Raw genomic sequence first — 23,299 nt, 5'->3', positions numbered from 1 at the left:
GCAACGAACCCGGGTTGACGGGTTCCTTCGGAGCCTTTCGCCGGCGCGCTGGCTGACGGAGCATCAAACGAAAAACCCGCCTGTGCGGCGGGTCACTGGCGCAAATCAGCACCATAGGCAAAAATGTACCATAGCTGATCTCACCGAGTCAAGAAAAAATTCCTATCATTTCTACCCCGTTGGTATGCGCGGGTCCTGCACCAGATAGAAGGTCCAGCGCGGCGTGTAGTCGGTCATGAGGAATTCGAACCTGGCGGTTTTCAGCGGGTCGACCTTGCCATTCCTGAACAGCAGCCGGTCATAGGGTTCGAAATCGCGATCGAAATCGGCGAAATTGCTCGACAAGATATTGTCCGGCGTCTTGTTGCGCTGGTCGAAGGAAAGCCCGTCGCCGAACACGCTCGGCTGGTTCAGGATCTCCTGCAATTCGAACTGGAATTCGATCCAGGCTTGGCCGCTGTTGTTGAGCACCTCGATGCGCATATACATCATGCCGTTGGCGAATTCGCCGGCCTTGCCGAAGGCCTGGATCGGCTTTGTCGTGCGGATCGTCAGCGTCACCGGCGTTGACGAATTCAGCTCTTCGGTGATGACGAACGGATCGTCCTTCGTCCCGATGCCCGAGGCGCCGGTGATGCGGAAGCCGCCAAGCTCGTCGGAGAAGGAGTAGGCGCCCGCCGCCCAGACCTTCACTTCGTCGGCGGCAGCGTGATGCGGCGCCAGCATCAGAAGGGCCAAAAGGAGCGCCCGGCGGATCCGGCCGGGCGGGAAAAGAAAGCGCGTCGATGAAAAGCCGGCTGGCCCAGGAATGCGCATGGCGTGAAGTATGGCCGATAAGCAAGCCGTCGAACAATTAAAAACGCGCGCCTTGGAGGCAATGCCGGGCGAAAAGCCGTCTTCCAGCCTCGCAATGCGCGACTTTTTGGCCAAAACGGCATTGTCACGTATGCGCCGGTTTCCTGTCGTCAATTGATGCGCTATGCAGCGCGGGAGCCAGCAAGATACCCGAATGGGATAAGCCAGTGCGGAGGGGTTGATGAGCGACATCGAACGCGAAAGCATGGAATTCGACGTGGTTATCGTCGGCGCCGGACCGGCGGGCCTCGCCGCCGCCATCCGCCTCAAGCAGGTCAATCCCGAGCTTTCGGTCGTTGTCCTGGAGAAGGGCGGTGAGGTCGGCGCCCATATCCTCTCCGGCGCAGTCGTCGATCCGATCGGCATCGACCGGCTCTTGCCGGGCTGGCGCGACGAGGACGGCCATCCCTTCAAGACGCCGGTCACATCAGATCATTTCCTGGTCCTCGGTCCCGCCGGCTCGTTTCGCCTGCCCAACATTTTCATGCCGCCGCTGATGAACAATCACGGCAACTACATCGTCTCGCTCGGCAATGTCTGCCGCTGGCTGGCGACCAAGGCCGAAGCGCTCGGCGTCGAGATCTATCCGGGCTTTGCCGCCGCAGGCTTGCTGTACAATGAAGAAGGCGCCGTCACCGGCGTCGTCACCGGCGACATGGGCATCGAGAAGGACGGCACACATGGCCCGGGTTTCGCACCCGGAATGGCGCTGATGGGCAAATATGTGCTGATCGGCGAGGGCGCGCGCGGTTCACTCGCCAAGCAATTGATCGCCAGATACAAGCTTTCCGATGGCCGTGAGCCCGGCAAATACGGCATCGGCCTGAAGGAACTCTGGCAGGTCAAGCCGGAGAACCACCGTCCGGGGCTGGTCCAGCATTCCTTCGGCTGGCCGCTTGACTTGAAGACCGGCGGCGGCTCGTTCCTCTACCATCTCGAGGACAATCAGGTGGCGGTCGGCTTCGTCCTCCACCTCAATTACAAGAACCCGTATCTGTCGCCGTTCGAGGAATTCCAGCGCTTCAAGACCCATCCGGCAATCAGCGGGACCTTCGAGGGCGCCAAGCGCCTGGGCTATGGCGCGCGCGCCATCACCGAGGGCGGCTGGCAGTCGGTGCCGAAACTCTCCTTCCCCGGTGGTGCGCTGATGGGCTGTGCGGCGGGCTTCGTCAACGTGCCGCGCATCAAGGGCTCGCACAATGCCGTGCTGTCCGGCATGCTGGCGGCCGAGCATGTCGCCGAGGCGATCGGTGCCGGGCGCGCCAATGACGAACTCACTTCCTACGAGGAAGCCTGGCGCGCGACCGACATCGGCAAGGATCTGAAGAAGGTGCGCAACGTCAAGCCGCTGTGGTCGCGCTTCGGCACCATCGTCGGTGTCGGCCTCGGCGGCCTCGACATGTGGCTGAACACGCTGTTCGGTGTCTCGCCCTTCGGCACGCTGAAGCATGGCAAGGCCGACTATGCAACGCTAGAGCCCGCCGCCCGGCACAAGAAGATCGCCTATCCGAAGCCCGATGGCGTGCTGACTTTCGACCGGCTGTCCTCGGTGTTCCTGTCCAACACCAATCACGAGGAAAACGAGCCGGTCCACCTGCTTGTCGGCGACATGGAACTGCAGAAGCGTTCCGAGCACGATGTCTTTGCGGGCCCCTCGACGCGCTATTGTCCGGCCGGGGTTTACGAGTGGGTCGACAAGGACGGCAATGCCGCCGCCGATCCCACGGCCAAGGATGTGCGCTTTGTCATCAACGCGCAGAACTGCGTCCACTGCAAGACATGTGACATCAAGGACCCGAACCAGAACATCAACTGGGTGCCGCCGCAAGGCGGAGAAGGCCCGGTCTACCAGGGCATGTAGGCCCGCGCCGGCCACAGCGTGCCCCGGCGGTGACTCGGGTCTCCTGTGGCATGTGAAACATTAGGACTGTTGAAACTGCCGCGCGCTTATGGTTCCATTCCTTGACGATAAGGAGATGGCCAATGCGCCTGGCGGTTCTGGCATGCCTCGTGGCGATCACTGCGCTGTTCGGTTTGGCTTCGGCGGCCTCGGCCGGCACCAGGGTGGTGGTCAAGACGCGGACCTACGACATCACCGGGAACACGGGGCTGGCGCTGATGCAGGCGATGGACCGCAAGGGGCCGAAGCACGGCTTCATGACGCATGCCATCGCGTTGACCGGCTACGCAGTGGATTGGGACCTTGACACCAGCCAGGACAATGGCGGTTGCCGCTTGCGGCGTGCCAACGGCACGCTCAATCTCTTCTATACATTTCCGCGTGTCGCCTCAGCCACCACGCCGACGCTCCGGAAGCGCTGGACGCGGTTCTTCGCTGGCGTCCGCGCCCATGAAGAAACCCATGGCCGCATCGCCAGGGAGATGATGCGGGCCACGGAGAGATCGATCTCCGGCCTCAGGATTGCCGACGACCGGTCCTGTTACAAGACACGTCGCGAGGCACAGCGACGTATCAAGGCCACCAATGCCGCATATGAGGCCAAGCAGCTCGCTTTCGATGCGCGCGAGCATCGCGGCGGCGGCCATGTCCAGCATCTCGTAGTCGCTTTGGTCAGGCCCTGATCCTTCAGCCTGGCGTCTTGCCGGTCCGAACAATGGCCGCGGTCGCGGTTTCATGTTCATCGAGCGGCTTTTGCTGGTTCAGCCTGAGCGAGAACTCCACCATGACCGGAAGGTGATCCGAGCCGGTGTCTTCCAGCCGTGTCGCGGAATGGATGGTCACACCGCCCTTGCTGAAAACCTGGTCGATCGGCAGGCCGGCGAAGCGCCGCAGGAAGTCTGGCAGCTTGATGTGGATCCAGGTCGGGCCGGCGGACGGCATCACGGTCAGCCCGCCAAGCGCCGCGACCCGCCGCACGGCGGCACTCCACGGCGCGGCATTGCAGTCGCCAGCCATGATGGCCGTCTCGCCGAGCGCGGAAAGCGGCTCCGTCAATTCACCGATCTGCCAGTACTGTTCGCGTGGCCAGGGCCAGCTGAGATGGATCGCGGCGACATCGACGTCGATGCCGCCGAAGTCGACGGTCGCTGTCGCCATGGCGCCGCGCCGTTCACAACGCGCCTCGGTGCCGGCGGCAAAGGGCCGCCGCGAGAGCAGCGCGACGCCGAATATCTTGTTAGGGTAAGGACAGAGGATCCGGTATGGATAGGCGCTGCTGATATAGCCAAGCTCGGTCGCCCACATCGCCGATACTTCGTCGAGGGTGATCACGTCGGGATTGGTCCGGCCGATCAGCGACAGCACCTTCTTCGGCGTTGGATTGTCGTAGCGCAGGTTCATCTGCAGCAGCTTGTAGATCGCGCGGTCTTCGTTCTTGGCTTCATAGGCGGCCTGAACCGGCCACAGGCGGGAGAAGGACAGCGAACCGGAAGTGGTGGCGAAGGCCGCCACGGCAAAAAGCAGCGCCACGGCCGCTTGCAGGCGAAATGTCGTGGCCAGCAGCGGCAGTGCGCAAAGCGCCATCAGCACGGCAAGGTGGATGCGGAAATGCGAGAAGGAATCGAAGGCCGGATGCAGCGTTCCGAAAAACCCGGCCACGAGCGCGATCGAACAGGCCAGCATTGCCAGGAATGCAACCGACATCAGCAATGTCCCGAAGCTCGCTCTCTCCATGCCGTCTGCTTATCGGCAGAAATGCGGCCCAATCAAGATGACGAAATGCCCATGCGATGCGTGGAACCGGCCTACTGGAACGCCGTCTCCGAAAAACTTCTGAGCTTGCGCGAATGCAGCCGCTCCATCGGCATTTCCGCAAGCTTTTCCATTGCCCTGATGCCGATGGTCAGGTGCTGCGCCACCTGGCGCTTGTAGAATTCGGTCGCCATGCCGGGCAGCTTCAACTCGCCATGCAGCGGTTTGTCCGAAACGCACAGCAGCGTGCCGTAGGGAACACGGAAGCGGAAGCCATTGGCGGCGATGGTCGCCGATTCCATGTCGAGTGCGATGGCGCGAGATTGCGACAGACGCTGTACGGGCCCACGCTGGTCGCGCAGCTCCCAGTTGCGATTGTCGATGGTGGCGACGGTGCCGGTGCGCATGATGCGCTTCAGGTCGTAGCCGGAAAGGCCGGTGACTTCGGCGACGGCTTCCTGCAACGCCACCTGGATCTCGGCCAGCGGCGGGATCGGCACCCAGACCGGAAGATCGTCGTCCAGCACGTGGTCCTCGCGCACATAGGCATGCGCCAGCACATAGTCGCCAAGCGCCTGGGTGTTGCGCAAGCCGGCGCAGTGACCGAGCATCACCCAGGCATGCGGCCTCAGCACTGCAATATGGTCGGTGATGGTCTTGGCGTTGGAAGGCCCGACGCCGATATTGACCATGGTGATGCCGCCATGTCCCGATTTCTTCAGATGATAGGCCGGCATCTGCGGCAGGCGCGGCGGTGCAACGCCTTCACTGGGCGCGCTTTGCCCGCTCTTGGTGATGACATTGCCCGGCTCGACGAACTCCGTGTATCCGCCGCCGCCTTTGGCCATCAGGTCGCGGGCGCGGGCGACGAATTCGTCGATGTAGAACTGATAATTGGTGAACAGCACGAAGTTCTGGAACTGCTGCGGCGTGGTCGCCGTATAGTGCGACAGCCGGTGCAGCGAATAGTCGATGCGCTGCGCCGTGAAAGGCGCCAGAGGCCTCGGCTCGCCGAAGGCGACTTCGAAGGTGCCGTTGGCGATCTGGTCGTCGGTGCCATCGAGATCCGGCACGTCGAACAGGTCGCGGATCGGCCGCTTGATGCGCTCTGCCGCCGCGCCGTCGACATGGGTGCCTTCAAGGAAGGCGAAATGCAGCGGGATGGGTGTGGTCGATTCCGACACCGTGACTGCAACCCCATGATTGCGCATGATCAGGCGCAACTGCTCGACGAGGTAGCTTTCGAACAGGCCCGGCTGGGTGATGGTGGTGGAAAAATGCCCAGGCGTCGGCATATGGCCATAGGCCTGGCGCGAGTCGATCTGGGTGAATGAGTTGGTGGTGACGCCGATCTCCGGATAGAAGGCCCGGTAGCGCTTGCCATTGTCGCCGCCTGCTGCCGCCAGCTCTGCGAAGGAGTCGCGCAGGAACTTGGTGTTGCGGTCGTAAAGCGCCTGCAGTGCCTTGACGGCCTTTTCGGCGCTATCAAAGCTTTGCCGGCCAAAAGGCTCCGGCATGACGACAGATTCGATGGCTTGTGGGTAGATTCGCTTTTCCATGGCTCAATATAGAGACTTGGATCGGCACTTGGGAGGGGTGTCGCGACCGAAGGCGGCCAAAGCGCCGTTTTTCTTCAACCGCGCTGCAGGCTGACCAGGAGCACGAAGCCGACGCCGGACTTCTTCAGGGCTGGTGCGTCGATCGTCGAGCCGGCATCGGAGCGCATCATCGGCACGGCCAGAACCGGAGCGGCCAGAACCGTCAGGATAAGCGCCGCCCGCGGCAGAAGCCGAAGGGTCTTGAGAGCGTTGGCGGCGATGCGGTTCATGATGTCTGAGCTTTTCTTTTCGAGGTCTTGGTTCTTTGTTCAGTTGCGAAGATGGGTGGGGCAGGCGAGGCGGCAGGTTCTGGAACTGGCTTCGTCCCAGGCGCGGGCCGGGCGGCCCGCTTCGGCGACGAGGATGGCGAAGAACATTCCAAACAGGCTCACCAGCAGGCAGACGATGGTGAAGCGGCGAGCAAGCATTGGGTCGGTCTCCTTCAACACGCCGGAGAATGCCCTGATGCAACTGAACCGGCTCTGATGCCGGCGTTCATCTGCGGTTCAAAATGATTGACGGGGTTTTGGCGGAGACGGCGTCGGTTTGGATAGCCGCCGGCGGGTATCGGGCATCACCGGTGCAGGATGTGTCGACAAAACGAAAACGGGGCCCGTCGGGCCCCGTCCTCATGTCGCAAGGATGCGCTCGATCAGAGTTTGTGCCAGGTCTGGCTCTTGCAGATCAGTCCGCCGAGCACGCAGCCGCTCATCTTGAGAGAGGTGCCCGACAATGTCGCCTTGCCCGAATAGGTCTTGTCGTTTGCCGGGTCGGTGATGTTGCCGGCGTATTTGTTGTCGCCTGTCGCCTTGAGCGAGCCGATGGTCTTGCCGGCATATTTGCCGGACTTGAGCGTGATGGAAAACGAGCCGCCGCCTGCGATGGCTGCGGTGTCGCCGGCCTGCGTCTTCCAATTGCCCTCGATCGGATCGGCCCAGGCCGCACCGGCCATGATCAATGTGGCCGCAAGGGCCAGGCTCACTTTTCGAAACATATCTTCCTCCCTTTGGATGTCCGGCCGGATGCTCCGCCTCGCCGGTCTGCCGCTTACGCAAACGTAAGCTAATCCAGCTCCCGGCAAAACAAAAGCGGTGCCGCAACGGAAGACTTTCGGATTTTGAAGGGCCCCGAATGCGCCTCCTGGCCAAGGAATTGAAACGATCGGCGCATCGCCTTTGTCTCCCGTGGTTAGCGAAGTCTTGACTTGGCATTGGAAAATTTTCGTCAAATTTGACGCAAGCAGGCTGAATTGCTGGTTTTGTATCCTTAACGAATTTTCGCGTTTACCTCTTGTTTTAGCTTTGTTTTCCTCAAATTAAGCACGCCATTTAACGACGGATTCAAGCCTGCACGGCATTCTCGAAAGCATCGGAAGAGCAGCCGGCAAGGACGAAAGAAGGCAGCTCTCGGGAGCCTGACAGGGCCGGAAAACAGGGGATTGAAATGGCACGTTTTGAAATGCTTGAAGCAGGTTTCGGCGCCATGGGGGCAACTGCCCAGGCCGACATCCTTTTCGAACTGGGCATGATGTATGCGACCGGCCGCGATTGCGAGACCGATGTCGTTGCCGCCCACAAATGGTTCAACATCGCCGCCATCAAGGGCTCTGCCCGCGCCGCGGAACTGCGCTCGGAACTGTCGGCGGCCATGTCGAAGGTCGAGATCGCCACGGCACTGCGCGAAGCCCGCGAATGGATGACCATGCACTGAAATCTGCCAATCGCAGACAGGCCTATCGAAGACAGGGAAGCTCCGGGATCAAGGCCGCACAGACAGCCAGACCCGGCGAAATCGAAGGCCGCGCAAGACGGTCACGGTTAAGAAAGAGAACGCGGCAGGCCGCAAGGCCCAGTCGTGCGCGACACAGGGAAGCTGAGCGGGATTTTTAGGCGCGGGGGCGCCTGGAGATTGCTCGACGGGCAAAAAAGCCACGACCAGCCGGAACAAGGCTGGCGTGGCTTTTTGCGTGGATGACGTCTTGCAGGCCCAATCGAGCGGCGCCAATGCGCCTAGACAGGCCCAATGAAGGATGAAATTGTCCGGCCTCTCTGGAAGAAGCGCGGCCGGGCGGCCGCGCGTGAGTGGAGGAGTTCTACCATCATGAAAAAATTGAGTATTTTGAACGCGGCCATATTCGGCCTGATGATGAGTACGCCGGTCGCATTCGCCGACGACATCACCTTTGCGGTGATCGGCCCGATGACCGGACAGCTCGCCACCATCGGCGATCAGTTCAAGCAGGGCGCACAGGCCGCTGCCGACGCGATCAACGCCGCTGGCGGCATCAACGGGTCGATGATCAAGCTTGATATCGAAGACGACCAGTGCGATCCCAAGCAGGCCGTCTCGGTTGCCAACCGCGTCGTCGCCGATGGCGTCAAATTCATCGACGGCCATGCCTGCTCGGGTTCGAGCATTCCGGCCTCGGCCGTCTATGCCGAAGCCGGCGCGCTGATGATGAGCCCGGCTTCTTCCAACCCGGTGCTGACCGACGCGGCCGCCAAGGCCGGCTGGCCGACGATCATGCGCCTTTATACGCGTGACGATGCGCAGGGCGCTTTCATCGGCCCATGGATCGCCAAGAAGTTCGCCGGCAAGAATGTCGTCGTCCTGCACGACAAGAGCGCCTACGGACAGGGCGTGGCTGACGCCGTCAGGGCAACGATGAATGCCGGCGGCCTCAAGGAGGTCTACTATGACGGCATCAACGCTGGCGAGAAGGACTATTCGGCTCTCGTCACCAAGCTCAAGGACTTGAAAGCCGACGTCGTCTATTTCGGCGGCTATCATCCTGAAGCTGGCCTGATCCTGCGTCAGTCGGCGGAACAGAACCTGAAGTTCCAGCTGATCATGCCGGACTCCATCGCCTCGCCGGAATTCTGGCAGGTCGCTGGCCCGGCCGGCGAGGGCACCATGTTCGTCTTCCCGTCGGATCCGCAGGCAAAGCCGGAAGCCAAGGCAGCCGTCGAGAAGATCAAGGCCGGCGGTTTCGTGCCGGAGGGCTTCACGCTGTTCTCATACGCCACCATCCAGGCATTCGCCGAAGGCATCAAGCGTGCCGGCAGCGACGACCCGGCCAAGGTTGCCGAAGCGCTGAAGAACGGCACGCCGATCAGCACCGTTGTCGGTGATGTCACCTTCGATGAGAAGGGCGACCTCAAGAATGCCAGCTACGACATCAACCAGTGGCATGACGGCAAATACGCACCGATCGCGCAGTAATCGCCGGCCTGGCGACTGGATAGCATAGAGAAATGGCCGGGCTCGTCCCGGCCATTTTCTTGTTTGCCCTGTAGTCTGCCTTCGAACCGTCAGCTGGCGACGGCGGCCGAAGCGGCTTGTTCCTCGACGAACCGTACCAGCACCGTCCCGTCGGTCACCTGCGCGCCCTCGGTGGCGATCTCGGCGATCACGCCGTCATGCGGCGCGGCGATGGTATGTTCCATCTTCATCGCCTCCAGGATCAGCAGCGGCTGGCCCTTGATCACGGCATCGCCCTTTCCCACGCGCACCAGCTTGACCAGCCCCGGCATCGGCGCGCGCAGGCTGCCTGACCCCGCCGCTGCCTCATCGGCTCGTGCCAGAGGGTCCGGCACGGCGAAGGTGTAGCCAACGGCGCCTTCGAACACGGTGATGTGGCCTGGCCAGCGGGCGAGGCGTGGTGTTGAGCGAAAATCATGCGAATTGGTGTCGTCATAGGGCTTGTCCAGCGTCACCTGGAACCGCCCGTCATGCCGCACCGAAACCTTCGCCACGATTTCGTCTTCGCCGAACTTCAATCGTGTGTGCCGCGCCACGCCGTGGAAATGCGCATAGCCGGCAAGCGACGACCACGGATCGTCTGATAACGGCGATGCTCCGGCGCCGGAGGCCGCAACGGCCGCGGCAGCGATGGTTTCGCCGGTCGGCGGCGCGACCTCGGTCAGCGCCGTCTGGTGCCTGGCGATCAGGCTGGTGTCGACATCGCCTGCGGCGAAATCCGGATCGGCGGCAAGAGCGGCAAGAAAGGCGGTGTTGGCGGTCGAGCCGGCGACCTCGGTTCGCGACAGCACTGCACCGAGAGCTTCGAGTGCCGCCTGCCTGTCCGTTGCGTGGACGACCAATTTGGCGATCATGGGATCGTAGTAGGGCGAGATGGCGTCACCCGCCCGCACGCCTGTCTCTATGCGCATCGCGGCGCCTTGCGGGGCTGCATCCGGAAATTTCAGATGATGCAGCGTGCCCGTTGCCGGCAGAAAACCTTTTGCCGCATCCTCGGCATAGATGCGCGCCTCGAAGGCATGGCCGGCAAGCGCGATCTCGCTTTGCGTCTTCGGCAGCTTTTCGCCGCTGGCGACCCGCAATTGCCACTCGACCAGGTCGGTGCCGGTCACCATTTCGGTGACGGGATGCTCGACCTGCAGACGGGTGTTCATCTCCATGAACCAGAAGCGGTCGGCCTTCAGGCCCTGCGAGGCATCGACGATGAACTCGATGGTGCCGGCGCCCGAATAATTGATCGCCTTGGCGGCCTTCACCGCCGCATCCGTCATCGCCTTGCGCAGCGCCTCGGTCATGCCGGGGGCCGGCGCTTCCTCGATCACCTTCTGGTGGCGGCGCTGCGCCGAGCAGTCACGTTCGTAGAGATGCACCGCATTGCCGAAGCTGTCGCCGAACACCTGCACTTCGATATGGCGCGGCTTGTCGACATATTTTTCGACCAGCACACGGTCGTCGCCGAAGGCGGCTTTCGCCTCGCGCCGGGCGCTGGACAGCGCCTCGGAAAACTCATCGGGATGCTCGACCCGGCGCATACCCTTGCCGCCGCCCCCGGCGCGCGCCTTGATCAGTACGGGATAGCCGATCTCGCGCGCCTTGGAGGCAAGCAGCACGATCTCCTGTGCCTCGCCATGATAGCCCGGCACCACCGGCACGCCGGCCTTTTCCATCAGCCGCTTGGCGGCATCCTTCAACCCCATGGCACGGATCGAGGCCGCCGACGGGCCGATGAAAATGAGCCCGGCTGCCACCACCTGGTCGACGAAATCGGGGTTCTCCGACAGGAAGCCGTAGCCGGGATGAATGGCTTGCGCGCCCGTTGCCAGGGCTGCGGCGATGATCTTGTCGCCGCGCAGATAGCTTTCGCCGACGGGCGAGGCGCCGATATGCACCGCCTCGTCGGCCATCTCGACATGCAGGGATCTCGCGTCGGCATCCGAATAGACGGCGACAGTGCGCACACCCATCTTGCGCGCCGTCCGGATGACACGGCAAGCGATCTCGCCGCGGTTGGCGATCAGGATCTTGGCGAACATGGAGCCTCCCGGTTTTGCCTCGGGCGGCGCCACTCTGGCAGGCGCCAGCCTATTTGGAGGCAGCGATCTCGCAGACGCCGCCGGTCGTGACCTTGTAGTGGCCGCGGGTGGACTGACAGGATTTCATCGCCAACTCTTCGGCCCTCTTTTGAGATGGTGCGTTGAGGTGGCCGCCGCAAACTATGTACGACGACATTATCCGCGCGTAGGGAGTGGTTGCGTACGCTGAATGGCCACCGGCCGCGACATAGGCCTTGTAGGCCTTGGTACAGGGGTCTTTGGGATTTCGCGGCAGATACGGCGGGAAACGCTTGTCTCCCTCGCTTCCAGTGAGTGAGCCGGCCATGCCCGCGCCGGATGCTGCGAACACCAGCAATACAGCAAGTATTGAGGCGGACGCCATCCCCAAATATTTCAGCTTCATTTCTACCCCATCCCCATTGCGTAGTGCAGGATAAGCAGTAGCAACTATCTTCAACTGCCGCCAGTTTCATGACGAAGGCTCGCGATTTCGTGACTGGATAGATGATCTCGTCGATGAAGTTCACTTTCCACCCGCTGGAGCAATGGCCTGCCGGTATAGTTCCGCCATGTGTGACGGCATGGCATCGAACATCGCGATGTCGCCGGTGAGAATGCGGATCCCGTCGCTGATCCATTCTCACATCCGAAACACGCCGAAGCGCGTCTCCTCGATTTCGGCGTTGAGCGCCGCGGACAGGCTGAGCGCCAGCACGTCGCGCGTCTTCGCCGGGTCGATGATGCCGTCATCCCACAGGCGTGCGGACGAATAGAGCGGATGACCCTCATGCTCGTATTTCATCAGGATAGGCTTCTTGAATTTCGCCTCTTCCTCGGCGCTCCATTCCCCGCCCTTGCGCTCGATGCCTTCACGCTTGACCATGGCAAGCACCGTTGCCGCCTGTTCGCCGCCCATCACCGAGATGCGGGCATTCGGCCACATCCACAGGAAGCGCGGTGAATAGGCGCGGCCGCACATGCCGTAATTGCCGGCGCCGAACGAACCGCCGATGATGACAGTCACCTTCGGCACCTTGGCGGTGGCAACCGCCATCACCAGCTTGGCGCCATCCTTGGCGATGCCGCCTGCTTCATATTTTCGACCGACCATGAAGCCGGTGATGTTCTGCAGGAAGACCAATGGAATTTTGCGCTGGCAGCACAGTTCGATGAAGTGCGCGCCCTTCACAGCACTTTCGGAAAACAGCACGCCGTTGTTGGCGATGATGCCGACCGGCATGCCATGGAGATGGGCAAAGCCGGTGATCAGCGTGGTGCCGTAATTCTGCTTGAACTCGTCGAATTCGGAACCGTCGACGATGCGCGCAATGACCTCGCGCGCGTCATAGGGCTGGCGCAGGTCGGTCGGCACGATGCCATAAAGTTCATCCGCCGGATGAAGCGGCGGAATCGATCTCTGTAAGGTCAGGCCCACGATCTTGTTTCGATTCAGGTTTTTGACGATGCGCCGGCAGATGGCGAGCGCATGGTCGTCGTCGAGCGCATAGTGGTCGGCAACACCGGAAAGCCTGGTGTGCACATCCGCACCGCCGAGATCCTCGGCACTGACATCCTCGCCGGTCGCCGCTTTCACCAGCGGCGGGCCACCGAGAAAAATCGTCGCCTGGTTGCGCACCATGATCGTCTCGTCGGACATCGCCGGCACATAGGCGCCGCCCGCCGTGCAGGAACCCATGACGCAGGCGATCTGCGGAATGCCTGCGGCGGACATGTTGGCCTGGTTGTAGAAAATGCGGCCGAAATGCTCGCGGTCGGGAAACACCTCGTCCTGGTTGGGCAGGTTGGCGCCGCCGCTGTCGACGAGGTAGATGCAGGGTAGATTGTTCTGCAGTGCGATCTCCTGCGCCCGCAAATGCTTCTTCACGGTCAGCGGATAATAGGTGCCGCCCTTCACCGTGGCGTCGTTGACGACGACCATCACCTCGGTGCCCTCGACGCGGCCGATGCCGGCGATCATTCCGGCCGAAGAGATCTCCTCGCCATACATCGACCATGCCGCGAACTGGCCGATCTCGAGGAAGGGCGAGCCGGTGTCGAGCAACTGGGCCAGGCGCTCCCGCGGCAACAGCTTGCCGCGCGAAACATGCCGCTCGCGCGCCTCATCCGAGCCGCCGCGCTCGACGGTGGCCGCCTTCTCCGCAATGTCGGCGACCAGCGCCCGCATGCGCTCGGCATTGGCGCGGAATGCTTCGGAGGAGGGGGAGATCTGGGTTTGCAGCGCAGCCATGCTATACCCCCTCCGCCATGATCTCGCGGCCGATCAGCCAGCGGCGGATTTCGCTGGTGCCGGCGCCGATCTCGTAGAGCTTGGCGTCGCGCAGCAGGCGGCCGGTCGGATAGTCGTTGATGTAGCCATTGCCGCCAAGCAGCTGGATGGCGTCGAGCGCCATCAGCGTCGCCTTCTCGGCGGCAAACAGCACGCAGCCCGCGGCATCCTTGCGCGTCGTCTGGCCGCGATCGCAGGCGGCGGCGACGGCATAGACGTAAGCGCGCGCAGCGTTCATCGTCGTGTACATGTCGGCCAGCTTGCCCTGCACCAGCTGGAACTCGCCGATCGCCTGTCCGAACTGCTTGCGCTCATGCACATAGGGGATTGCCACGTCGAGGCACGCCGCCATCAGGCCGATCGGGCCGCCGGCAAGCACCGTGCGCTCATAGTCCAGGCCAGACATCAGCACTTCGACGCCGCGCCCTTCCTCATGCAGCACGTTGTCGAAGGGCACCTCAACATTTTCGAACACCAGTTCGCCGGTGTTGGAGCCGCGCATGCCGAGCTTGTCGAGTTTCTGCGCCACGGAAAATCCGGCAAAAGCCTTCTCGACGATGAAGGCGGTGATGCCGCGCGATTTCAGGTCCGGATCGGTCTTGGCATAGACGACCAGCGTCTCGGCGTCCGGCCCGTTGGTGATCCACATCTTGGTGCCATTGAGCACGTAGCGATCATTGCGCTTTTCGGCGCGCAGCTTCAGCGAGACGACGTCCGAGCCGGCGCCGGATTCCGACATCGCCAGCGCGCCTACCCGCTCGCCCGAGCACAACGGCGGCAGGAATTTCTCCTTCTGCGCCGCCGTCGCCCAGCGGTTGATCTGGTTGACGCAGAGGTTGGAATGAGCACCGTAGGAGAGGCCGACCGAGGCCGAAGCGCGCGAGATTTCCTCGACGGCGATCACATGGGCGAGATAGCCCATGCCGCTGCCGCCAAAATCGGGATCGGCGGTGATGCCAAGCAGGCCGAGCGCGCCGAGTTCGCCCCACAGATGCGCCGGGAATTCATTCGAGCGATCGATGTCGGCGGCGATCGGCGCGATGCGATCCTGAGCGAAGCGCCGCACCATGTCGCGCAGCGCCTCGATCTCCTCGTCATGCCCGAAGCTGAGCGTGTTCGTGTACATTTTTCTCCTCCCTGCCGTCGATCTTCCCGCCGACGAGCCGCATTGTCATTGAAAGATATGTCGCCGTGACTTCGGCGATCGATAGCCGTTCGCCCGGCCGAAACCAGACGATGACGCCGGTCATCATCTGGATTAGCGCCATGGCCGTCAGGCCGGTGTCGTCGATGCTGAAGGCGCCCGTCTCGTCGCCGTCGCGCAGGATGGCACGCAGCTCCTTCTCGTAAGCGGTGCGCATGCGCAGTATCTGTGTCAGCCTTTCCGGCGACAGACTGCGCAATTCCATGTTCGACACATGCGTAGCGTGCCGTCGTTCGATGTGAAAGGCGATGTGATTGCGCACATAGGCCGAGAGCAGTTGCGCCGAATCTGCGTCCGCCGGGCGGGCTGCTTCCCATGCTGTGGCCAGACCTTCCATGTGCTCGCGCATCAGCGTGAACAGAAGCTCTTCCTTGGTTGGAAAGTAGCGGTAGAGCGCGGCTGCCTGGACGCCGACCTCGGCGGCAAGCTGGCGCATCGACATCGCCTCGTAGCCAAAACGCGCGATGAGATTGACGGCCGCCTCTCGGACGGCTGCTTCGGTCTTTTCGCCATCGGATCCGGTGGTGCGCGCCATGTCAGCTCCTCTGCGAAGCAACAATAAAACGAACGTTCAATTAATTCAAGGCGCTCAAGCCCAAATCCACCTTCATGCAACGATCCTGAACCCAACAGGGGCGTTTTCTGCCTCCAACTCCTCGACGTCGACCTTGGAAACCGAAGCCCCGGCCGGCCCTTTCCAGAGGCGCTCGATCATTGTCGATACCGCTTCATCGAGGCCTGCGATCTGGGCCGTTACGGACCCATCCGCTTCATTGCAAACCCAGCCCGCAAGACCAAGCCCTGTGGCCTCGCCCCGAACCCAGGCCCTGAAGCCGACGCCTTGCACATTGCCGTAGACGCGCGCCTGCACTTTCCTGCGCTGACCAGCCATGAATCTCTCCAAGCCTGTCTCGTTTTGAATCTGGCGCATGGCCTGAGGAATGCAACCTGGGAACTGCGCGGGCGCGATATCTGGGCCTTCTGGCTTTTGAATTTGATTGACTCAGTCCACTGATTTTGGAAAATGGAACTGCCTAATTGGGAACTGGACGCGGATGCTGGACGAACGCAACGCACTGGTGGCCGATGTCAGGCGCTTCAATCGCTTCTACACGCGCACCGTCGGCCTTCTCGACGAGACGCTGACACAAAGTGCATTCACTTTGACCGAGGCGCGCGTGCTGTTCGAACTGGGTCACCGCAGCAACCCGGCTTCCGCCGAAATCGCCGGGGAGCGAGGTTTCCTGGCTGGTGCTTTTCGGCTGGAGAATGGCCCGGCGGCCTCCGAAATATCAAGACAGTTGCGTGTCGATGCCGCCTATCTAACGCGGATCCTGCGCAAGTTCGCGGGCCAGGGGCTGACCGAGGCAAAAACGGACCCGGCTGACCGGCGCCGAAGGGTTCTCTCGCTGACCGCAAGGGGCGAGGCAGCGCTTGCCAGACTGCAGGCGGCGGCCGATCGGGACACGGCGCGGCTGATCGAAAGCGTACCCGACGACAGGTTGCATGAACTGCGCAGCGCCTTGCGCAAGGCGGGGGAATTGCTGGGAGATCCCACCCGTGACAGCAACGAGGTGACGTTGCGGCCGCATCGCGTCGGCGATGTAGGCTGGGTCGTGCAGCGCCAGGCCCAACTCTATGCCGAGGAATATGGCTGGACGATCGAGTTCGAGGCCATGCTCGCCGAGATCGGCGCCGATTTCATTCGCAATTTCGTGCCCGGCCGCGATTTCTGCTGGATCGCAGAGCGCGGTGGTGAGCCGGTCGGCGCGGTGTTCCTGGTTCATCAGGACGACAAGGTGGCCAAGCTGAGAATGCTGCATGTCGAGGCGTCGGCGCGCGGCCTCGGCATCGGCAAACGACTGGTCGCGGAATGCGTGAACCAGGCCCGGGCTTGCGGCTACACCAAGCTGGTGCTGTGGACCAACGACATCCTCGTTGCGGCGCGCGCGATCTACGAACGTGCCGGCTTCTGGCTGGTCTCGCAGGAGCACCATCACAGCTTCGGCAAGGATCTGACTGGCCAGACCTGGGAAATGGATTTGTAGGCAGCTTTTGCTGCTTGCAGACGCGATCCTAGTTTCCCCGCGCTGTTGCCAGCGCGCCAGGCAATTCCTCGGCAAAGATGTCGAGCTCATGGTCGAGGCCGACGCTGACGCGGATGCAGCGGTCGAGCCGTGGCACCATCGGTTTGCGGATGAAGACGTCGCGCGACAGCAGGGCTTGCAGAACTTTCAGCGCGAAGGCGCCGTCGCCGCAGCAATCGATGGTGACGAAATTGGTCGCCGACGCCAGTGGCTTCAGCCCGTTCGCTTCGGCAATGCCGGCGATGCGTCGGCGGCCGGCCGCGACCCGCGCCACCACGCTTTGCAGATAGTCCTGATCGGCGAGCGCCTCGACGCCGGCGATCTGCGCCATGCGGCTGACGCCATAATGGTTGCGGATCTTCTCGAAGTCGCGGATCACCTGAGCCTCGGCGATCGCATAGCCGCAGCGTATGCCCGCCAGCCCGTACGCCTTCGAGAAGGTGCGCATGCGGATGACGTTTGGCCTGGAGATATCGATCGGCGGCAGCGCCGAGGCCGGTCCGAGTTCGCCATAGGCCTCGTCGAGCACCAGCATGGTGGTTTCCGGCAGCGCCTTGCTGAAACGGGTAAGCTCGCTCGCCTCCCACCAGCTACCCATCGGATTGTCGGGATTGGAGAGATAGACCAGCGGCGCCTTGTCCCTGCGCACCGCCGCCAGCAGGCCGTCCAGGCTTTCCTTGTCGTTCTCGTAAGGGACCGTCACCAGTCGCCCGCCGACACCGGCAATGTGGAAGTTGAAGGTCGGATAAGCGCCGAGCGAGGTGACCACAGCATCGCCGGGTGCCACATACATGCGTGCCACCAGAGCGAGCAGGCCATCTATGCCTTCGCCGACAACGACGTTCTCTGTCTTTACGCCGTGATGCGCGGCCGCCGCCACCTTCAGATCGTGATTGTCGGGATCGCAATACATCCACATGTCGCCGGCGATCTCGGCCATGCGGGCGATGACGCGCGGCGAGGGACCAAAGCTGCTCTCATTGGCGCCGATGCGGGCGCGAAAAGCGCGGCCACGCTCGCGCTCCTGTGCTTCGGGGCCGACAAACGGCACCGTCGAGGGAAGCGCTGCGATGAGCGGCATGAGGGGAGGGCGCTGGTGCATGGCGGAAGCTCGCTTGAAAGGGCCTTCTTGCTAGCGCGCCGGATGGGTCGGTGCAAGTTGCCGCCGGGCAGATCCGTAGCGCTGGATTCTTTCGTCCCTTTTTGCTAGCGACACGTGATGAGCAATCGATTGCCACCAGCCTGGTCCAAGCATCTGAAGGCACAGACCGGGCCGACAATCGCGCCGCCGAAAATCGTGCAGCCGAAGACCGCGCAGCCGAAGACCGCGCAGCCGAAAGCGAAACCGCAGCCGCCTGCGGTGAACGACGACATGCTGCTGAGGCAGGCGCTCCAGTTTCAGCAGGCCAAGCGGCTTCCTGAAGCAGAGGAGCTATGCCATCGCGTTCTGACCCGCAAGCCTAACCACGCATTGGCCCTCTACATACTCGGCACGCTCGGGCTTGGTGTCGACAACGAGTTGGCAATTAGGTATTTTGCTCGGGCGGCCGACCAGGAGCCCAACAATCCTTATTATCAACTTAGTCTGGGCGAAGCCTATTTGAAGATCGGTGACTATCCTCCAGCGATTAGGCATCTGCAGCGCGCCTGTGAACTGAAGCCCGATCTGGTAGAAGCTCTCCGTGGACTAGGAGATGCTTATGGAAAGTTTGACAAGGCAGATATCGCCTTGTCGGTCTATGAGAAGGCACTCGGAATCAATCGAGACCACCCGACGGTCCGAATGGGCCTGGCGAGCGTCCTTATCAACCTTGGACGTATGGACGAGGCGACCAGCTATCTCAAAGAGACCATAGACCGTCGAGTTGACGTTGCGGATGCCTATCAGGCTCTTGTTAACATCCACAAATTCTCCGAGGAGCCGCCGGAACTCAAACAGATTCTCGGTGAAATTTCCAACCCGGCAGCCTCGGACGACCAACCATATGCCCTTCATCTTGCGGCAGGCAAGATCCTGAATGATCTTGGCCGCTATGATGAAGCGATGGACCATTTTCTGAGGGCGAAGGCTGTTAAGCCCCACGACGATTTTGAAATCGAACTCTACCGCAGGCGTGTTGATTCCATCATCCGGCTGTTCAGCGCGGAGTTTTTGACGAGCGCGGCGAAGTATGGCGATCCGTCCGAAACCCCCGTATTCGTCTTGGGAATGCCACGCTCAGGCACGACGCTTACCGAGCAAATCTGCTCCAGTCATCCGGATGTCCATGGAGCCGGCGAACTCACCAAGCTGAGACGTATAGCGGCAGCCAGCGGTCTGACGAAGACATCGGAAGAGCCCTTTGGAAAAAACCTCCGGTCGATGACGATCCAGCAATCCCGGACTTTTGCCGAGGACTACCTCGCCAACCTGCGTCTTTATGCGCCCTCCGCGGCGCGAATTATCGATAAGATGCCGCACAATTTCGAGGCTATTGGCCTTATCGCAATCCTCTTCCCGAACGCTCGCATTATCCATTGCCGGCGGGATGCTGTTGATAATTGTTTATCGCTGTTATTCTCCAACCTGAATAAAAATCACGCTTACATCAGCGATTTAACGTGTCTTGGACTATACTATCGGGAGTATGACCGATTAATGCGTCATTGGCATACGGTGTTGCCTGGGCGGATTCTTGAGAACCGATACGAAGATCTTGTTTCCAGCCAGGAAGGACAATCCCGCCGCCTGATCGATCATCTTGGGCTCGAATGGGATGACGCCTGCCTCCGCTTCTTCGACAAGGCCGGCTCCGTCAGGACGCTGAGCCGCTGGCAGGTACGCCAGCCGATCTATGGCTCGTCGATCAAGCGCTGGAAAAATTATGAAGGCAGGATTCGGCCGCTGATAGAGGCCCTCGGCGATCTGGCCGAACTCTGATTAATCTGTACCGTATTCGAGCTGTTTTCGTTGGCGCCAGTAAGGGCGAAAGCGCGGCCCGCTATCGTGCTCCGTGCTTTGAGGCGACAAACGGCACTGCCCGAGATGCCAGGACGAGCCGCGTTAGCTCGCTTTGAAACTGCCCTCTAGAATCCTGTTTGGTTAGTGCACGTTGCCGCGAGGCAGGTCAGAACGCTGGATTCCTGTGGCTCTTTTTGTTAGCCAGACACCATGAGCAATCGATTGCCACCAGCCTGGTCCAAGCATCTCAAGGGCCCTGCTGGCCCCAAAATCTCTCAGCAGAAAATCGTGCAACCGACCGCGAAACCAGTGCCGCGCGCGCAGGCAGATGACGCACTGCTCAGGCAGGCCCTCAACCTTCAGCGGGCAGATCGGTTGGCGGAGGCAGAGGCGCTTTGCCAGCGCGTATTGGCGCGCAATCCCCGACATCCTCTTGCTTTGTACTTGCTGGGCACCTTTGCGCTCGATCTGGATGACGAGATGGCCATTCGATGTTTTGAGAGGGCCGTGAGGGAAGCACCTCAAAATCCGCACTATCACCTGACGCTGGGTGAAACCTATTTGAAGGTCGGCGAACATTCCGATGCGATCCGGCATTTTGAGGTTGCCTGCCAGTTGAAAGCCGGCTGGGTGGAGGCGCTTTGCGCCCTTGGCCGCGCCTACACCGAATTCGGCAAGGCCGACGCTGCGGTGCCGCTTTATGAGAAAGCGCTTGAAATCGACAGCGGCCGTTCCGCCATTCGAATGGGACTGGCCAATGCGCTTGTAAGCCTCGGTCGGATGGACGAGGCGGCGAGATATATGAAGGAGGCGATCGGCCACCGTCAGGATATCGCGGCCGCCTACAACGGCCTGGCCAGCATCCGAAAATTCGCTGAAGAGCCGGCGGAATTGAAATCCATTCTGACCGAGTTGAAAAATCCGGGACTCGACAGGAAAAGCACACAGCAGTTCCACCATGCGGCCGGGAAAATACTGAACGATATCGGGCGCTACGACGGGGCGATCGGCCATTTCCGCCAGGCAAAGGAACTGTCAACCCGCCGCTTCGACATGGACTCCTATCGGCGCAGCGTCGATTTCATGATCGAACTGTTCGACCCCCGGATGCTGGCCGCCAAGGCAGGTCATGGAAGCACATCGGACGTGCCTGTTTTCGTGCTTGGCATGCCGCGTTCAGGCACCACTTTGACCGAGCAGATCCTTGCTAGCCATCCCGACGTGCATGGAGCCGGCGAGTTGACAAAGCTCCGGCGCATCACAAACAGGCTGGCGCCGAAAACGCGCTCGCCGGAGGAATTGCGTAGATCTATCCTGGACATGACTGTTGAACAGTCGAAGTCCCTGGCCGATGAATATCTCGCCCATATCAGGCAACGATCGCCCGACGCGCGGCGGATAGTCGACAAGCTGCCGCATAATTTTGAGCTTATCGGCCTTATAAGGATCCTGTTTCCCAAGGCACAAATCATTCACTGCCGTCGCGATGCCATCGACAATTGCATCTCGTGCTATTTCCTGAGTTTCAACGAGGACAATATCTACAACGCCGACCTCCATACGCTCGGACTGTATTATCGCGAGTACGACCGGCTTATGGGTCATTGGGGCAAGATTTTTCCAGGGCAAATCCTGCAGAACCGCTATGAGGACATGGTCTCCGACCAGGAAGGCCAATCGCGCCGCCTGATCGACCATCTGGGACTGCCATGGGACGACGCCTGCCTGCGATTCTTTGACAAGGGCGGTGCGGTGAACACGTTTAGCCGCTGGCAGGTTCGACAACCGATCTACACCTCGTCCGTCAGTCGCTGGAAGAACTATGGCAGCGCAATCCAACCGCTGATCGATGGCTTGGGTGATTTGGCTGGGAATTGATCCAGCCGCGAAAGCTCCGGCGCTGGGGGACTGGCGAATAGACCCGATTGCCGGAACTGTCAGGGCTCGGCTTCGTCAGCTGGCTATTGTCCGCTCGCAAACCTTCAAGAAGTGCAGGGGCTCGGTCTCGGGGGCGGCGTCGCCGCATTTTGGTGAGCCAATGAAAACCCGGCATGAAAAAACCCGGCGGTCGCCCGCCGGGTTTCGATTTCGACAAGGCGAAATTGATTAGAAATCGCGCTGGAAGCGGAGGAGACCGCCGACGTTGTTCTTCTTGGTTGCCAGGACCCAGGCGGAGTCGTTGTCGAAGGCTTTTTGACCGACCTGCTGCCAATCGACTTCGGCCGTGACCGTGAGGCCAGGAACAACGGTGTAGGCGACGTTCGCCGCGACGCCGATATCCTTCCAGTCGTCATACGACGCCTGCAGGTTGAACGAGGTCTTCTCGTTGAACTTGTAGGTGCCACCGCCCCACAGAGCCCAGTTGCCGCCCCACTGCTTGTAGAAGCCGCGGCCGAGCGCGTCGATGTTGTTGGTATGATCGTTGAGGTTGTCGTCGGTGCCGTAGCCGGCCATCAAGAACAGCGACAGTTCGTTGGTGGCGTTCACGTCCAGGCGAACCTTGCCGGCGACTTCCTCGTAGTTGCTGTCATACGACACAACACCAGTGATGGCGCCCCAGCCCTGCGTGTACTTCAGACCGCCGACGACATGCGGAACATAGCTGTCGATGGTGCCAACCTCACCGGAACCTTCTTCGAGCGAAACCACGGCCGAGAGACCGTTGCCTGCATCGAAGTAGTACTGGATCACGTTGGTCTGGAAATTGCCGTAGGGCACGATCGTGTCGTTGATGACGTTGCCGGCGTAGCCGATGAACGTATCGAAGGCCGATTCGTCAGCACCGACGCGCAGACCGCCGAGCTGGATCCAGGCGAATTCCAGGGCGCTGCCCTTGTTTCGAGCCTGCCAACCACCCGCTCCATTGGCAGCGATAGTGTGCCCGTCATCATAGTCGCCGTAGCTGTTGCCGAAATTGATGCGGTATTCGGTGTAGGTCTTCAACGTGCCGAGCTCGGTTTCCTGGCCGGTCCAGGTCTTCAGCGTGAAGCGGGTGTTCTTCCAGTAGGTCGAGTTGTCGTCGCCATTCTGATGGTCCGTAACGTGATTGACGCCATCGAACGAGCCGGCATCGCCCACGCCGATATCTTCGCGGACATAGCCGCCGATGCGCAGGCAGGTTTCGGTGCCGGGGATGTAGAAGTAGCCAGCGCCGTAGACGTCGCAAATCTTGACGTATTCAGCGGGTTCCGGCTCGGCGACGACGACGGCGTCGGCGGCGCGCGCACCGGAAACTGCGATCAGGGCCGCAGCGGAGCCGAGGAGAAGGCTCTTGATGTTCATTTTCTGACCTCCAGTCAGAATCGAATGAAATTGCGGAAGCTGCCGCCCGCTTGGTTGGGGTAACGATCTGTTATTACT

22 protein-coding genes are annotated in these 23,299 nt (G+C 61.3%); 8 read left to right on the top strand and 14 right to left on the bottom strand.

Features of this window, described 5'->3' with window-relative positions; translation table 11 throughout:
- Nucleotides 1-171: 171 nt before the first annotated feature.
- Entirely contained in the window at nucleotides 172-816 is a 645-nt protein-coding gene (locus MESCI2_RS0106040; protein ID WP_027035774.1) for a hypothetical protein, read from the bottom strand.
- Nucleotides 817-826: 10 nt separating this feature from the next.
- Between MESCI2_RS0106040 and MESCI2_RS1000000137840 the strand changes: the two genes are divergently transcribed.
- From MESCI2_RS1000000137840 to MESCI2_RS0106030, 3 genes are all read left to right on the top strand, one after another.
- The gene (locus tag MESCI2_RS1000000137840; protein ID WP_155936584.1) at nucleotides 827-973 is read left to right on the top strand and encodes a hypothetical protein; all 147 of its coding nucleotides are present in this window, start codon (nucleotides 827-829) and stop codon (nucleotides 971-973) included.
- A 63-nt stretch (nucleotides 974-1,036) separates the two neighbouring features.
- On the top strand, nucleotides 1,037-2,716 hold the full coding sequence (locus MESCI2_RS0106035; protein ID WP_027035773.1) for an electron transfer flavoprotein-ubiquinone oxidoreductase: 1,680 nt from the start codon (nucleotides 1,037-1,039) through the stop codon (nucleotides 2,714-2,716).
- Between the two features lie 122 nt (nucleotides 2,717-2,838).
- Entirely contained in the window at nucleotides 2,839-3,438 is a 600-nt protein-coding gene (locus tag MESCI2_RS0106030) for a DUF922 domain-containing protein (RefSeq protein ID WP_027035772.1), read from the top strand.
- A gap of 4 nt (nucleotides 3,439-3,442) precedes the next feature.
- On the opposite strand, the gene MESCI2_RS0106025 is transcribed toward MESCI2_RS0106030, so the two are convergent.
- From MESCI2_RS0106025 to MESCI2_RS0106005, 5 genes are all read right to left on the bottom strand, one after another.
- Nucleotides 3,443-4,459, bottom strand: coding sequence for an endonuclease/exonuclease/phosphatase family protein (locus MESCI2_RS0106025; RefSeq protein WP_245270247.1), 1,017 nt, complete (start codon nucleotides 4,457-4,459; stop codon nucleotides 3,443-3,445).
- Between the two features lie 101 nt (nucleotides 4,460-4,560).
- Nucleotides 4,561-6,024 carry an AMP nucleosidase gene (locus MESCI2_RS0106020; RefSeq protein WP_245270246.1) on the bottom strand — a complete coding sequence of 488 codons (1,464 nt, stop codon included), beginning with the start codon at nucleotides 6,022-6,024 and terminating at the stop codon, nucleotides 4,561-4,563.
- A 116-nt stretch (nucleotides 6,025-6,140) separates the two neighbouring features.
- The gene (locus MESCI2_RS0106015) at nucleotides 6,141-6,335 is read right to left on the bottom strand and encodes a hypothetical protein (protein WP_027035769.1); all 195 of its coding nucleotides are present in this window, start codon (nucleotides 6,333-6,335) and stop codon (nucleotides 6,141-6,143) included.
- A gap of 39 nt (nucleotides 6,336-6,374) precedes the next feature.
- Nucleotides 6,375-6,533 (bottom strand): hypothetical protein, encoded by a 159-nt coding sequence (locus tag MESCI2_RS1000000138420; protein WP_023812838.1) that lies wholly within the window; start codon nucleotides 6,531-6,533, stop codon nucleotides 6,375-6,377.
- Nucleotides 6,534-6,757: 224 nt separating this feature from the next.
- On the bottom strand, nucleotides 6,758-7,099 hold the full coding sequence (locus MESCI2_RS0106005; protein WP_027035768.1) for a DUF2147 domain-containing protein: 342 nt from the start codon (nucleotides 7,097-7,099) through the stop codon (nucleotides 6,758-6,760).
- Nucleotides 7,100-7,548: 449 nt separating this feature from the next.
- Between MESCI2_RS0106005 and MESCI2_RS0106000 the strand changes: the two genes are divergently transcribed.
- On the top strand, nucleotides 7,549-7,815 hold the full coding sequence (locus MESCI2_RS0106000; protein WP_013532614.1) for an SEL1-like repeat protein: 267 nt from the start codon (nucleotides 7,549-7,551) through the stop codon (nucleotides 7,813-7,815).
- A 390-nt stretch (nucleotides 7,816-8,205) separates the two neighbouring features.
- Complete coding sequence (locus MESCI2_RS0105995; protein ID WP_023812840.1) at nucleotides 8,206-9,327, top strand: ABC transporter substrate-binding protein; 1,122 nt, start codon at nucleotides 8,206-8,208, stop codon at nucleotides 9,325-9,327.
- Nucleotides 9,328-9,416: 89 nt separating this feature from the next.
- Here the strand turns inward: MESCI2_RS0105995 and MESCI2_RS0105990 are convergent, their stop codons facing one another.
- The 6 genes from MESCI2_RS0105990 to MESCI2_RS0105965 form a co-directional block, all read right to left on the bottom strand.
- Nucleotides 9,417-11,399 carry an acetyl/propionyl/methylcrotonyl-CoA carboxylase subunit alpha gene (locus tag MESCI2_RS0105990; RefSeq protein WP_027035767.1) on the bottom strand — a complete coding sequence of 661 codons (1,983 nt, stop codon included), beginning with the start codon at nucleotides 11,397-11,399 and terminating at the stop codon, nucleotides 9,417-9,419.
- A gap of 49 nt (nucleotides 11,400-11,448) precedes the next feature.
- On the bottom strand, nucleotides 11,449-11,823 hold the full coding sequence (locus MESCI2_RS0105985) for a hypothetical protein (RefSeq protein WP_027035766.1): 375 nt from the start codon (nucleotides 11,821-11,823) through the stop codon (nucleotides 11,449-11,451).
- Nucleotides 11,824-12,060: 237 nt separating this feature from the next.
- Nucleotides 12,061-13,668, bottom strand: a complete 1,608-nt coding sequence (locus MESCI2_RS0105980) for a carboxyl transferase domain-containing protein (RefSeq protein WP_027035765.1) — start codon at nucleotides 13,666-13,668, stop codon at nucleotides 12,061-12,063.
- 1 nt (nucleotide 13,669) lies between these two features.
- Nucleotides 13,670-14,833 carry an isovaleryl-CoA dehydrogenase gene (locus tag MESCI2_RS0105975; RefSeq protein WP_027035764.1) on the bottom strand — a complete coding sequence of 388 codons (1,164 nt, stop codon included), beginning with the start codon at nucleotides 14,831-14,833 and terminating at the stop codon, nucleotides 13,670-13,672.
- On the bottom strand, nucleotides 14,802-15,446 hold the full coding sequence (locus tag MESCI2_RS0105970; protein WP_027035763.1) for a TetR/AcrR family transcriptional regulator: 645 nt from the start codon (nucleotides 15,444-15,446) through the stop codon (nucleotides 14,802-14,804). The genes MESCI2_RS0105975 and MESCI2_RS0105970 overlap by 32 nt, the downstream gene beginning before the upstream one ends.
- Before the next feature lie 72 nt (nucleotides 15,447-15,518).
- The gene (locus MESCI2_RS0105965; RefSeq protein ID WP_027035762.1) at nucleotides 15,519-15,803 is read right to left on the bottom strand and encodes an acylphosphatase; all 285 of its coding nucleotides are present in this window, start codon (nucleotides 15,801-15,803) and stop codon (nucleotides 15,519-15,521) included.
- A 163-nt stretch (nucleotides 15,804-15,966) separates the two neighbouring features.
- On the opposite strand from MESCI2_RS0105965, the gene MESCI2_RS0105960 reads away from it, so the two are divergent.
- On the top strand, nucleotides 15,967-16,959 hold the full coding sequence (locus tag MESCI2_RS0105960; protein WP_027035761.1) for a bifunctional helix-turn-helix transcriptional regulator/GNAT family N-acetyltransferase: 993 nt from the start codon (nucleotides 15,967-15,969) through the stop codon (nucleotides 16,957-16,959).
- Between the two features lie 28 nt (nucleotides 16,960-16,987).
- On the opposite strand, the gene MESCI2_RS0105955 is transcribed toward MESCI2_RS0105960, so the two are convergent.
- Nucleotides 16,988-18,100: a pyridoxal phosphate-dependent aminotransferase gene (locus MESCI2_RS0105955; RefSeq protein WP_027035760.1), complete on the bottom strand. Its 1,113-nt coding sequence runs from the start codon at nucleotides 18,098-18,100 to the stop codon at nucleotides 16,988-16,990.
- Nucleotides 18,101-18,217: 117 nt separating this feature from the next.
- On the opposite strand from MESCI2_RS0105955, the gene MESCI2_RS0105950 reads away from it, so the two are divergent.
- On the top strand, nucleotides 18,218-19,918 hold the full coding sequence (locus MESCI2_RS0105950; protein ID WP_024505736.1) for a tetratricopeptide repeat-containing sulfotransferase family protein: 1,701 nt from the start codon (nucleotides 18,218-18,220) through the stop codon (nucleotides 19,916-19,918).
- Between the two features lie 231 nt (nucleotides 19,919-20,149).
- The gene (locus MESCI2_RS0105945) at nucleotides 20,150-21,817 is read left to right on the top strand and encodes a tetratricopeptide repeat-containing sulfotransferase family protein (RefSeq protein ID WP_024505737.1); all 1,668 of its coding nucleotides are present in this window, start codon (nucleotides 20,150-20,152) and stop codon (nucleotides 21,815-21,817) included.
- A gap of 228 nt (nucleotides 21,818-22,045) precedes the next feature.
- Here the strand turns inward: MESCI2_RS0105945 and MESCI2_RS0105940 are convergent, their stop codons facing one another.
- Nucleotides 22,046-23,221 carry a porin gene (locus MESCI2_RS0105940; protein ID WP_027035759.1) on the bottom strand — a complete coding sequence of 392 codons (1,176 nt, stop codon included), beginning with the start codon at nucleotides 23,219-23,221 and terminating at the stop codon, nucleotides 22,046-22,048.
- Nucleotides 23,222-23,299 lie beyond the last annotated feature (78 nt).

Origin of the sequence: Mesorhizobium ciceri WSM4083, from assembly GCF_000519305.1 — a bacterium.
GTDB lineage: Bacteria > Pseudomonadota > Alphaproteobacteria > Rhizobiales > Rhizobiaceae > Mesorhizobium > Mesorhizobium ciceri_B.
Note: the sequence above shows the minus strand (reverse complement) of the source record. Positions and strands in the feature narration are given on the sequence as shown.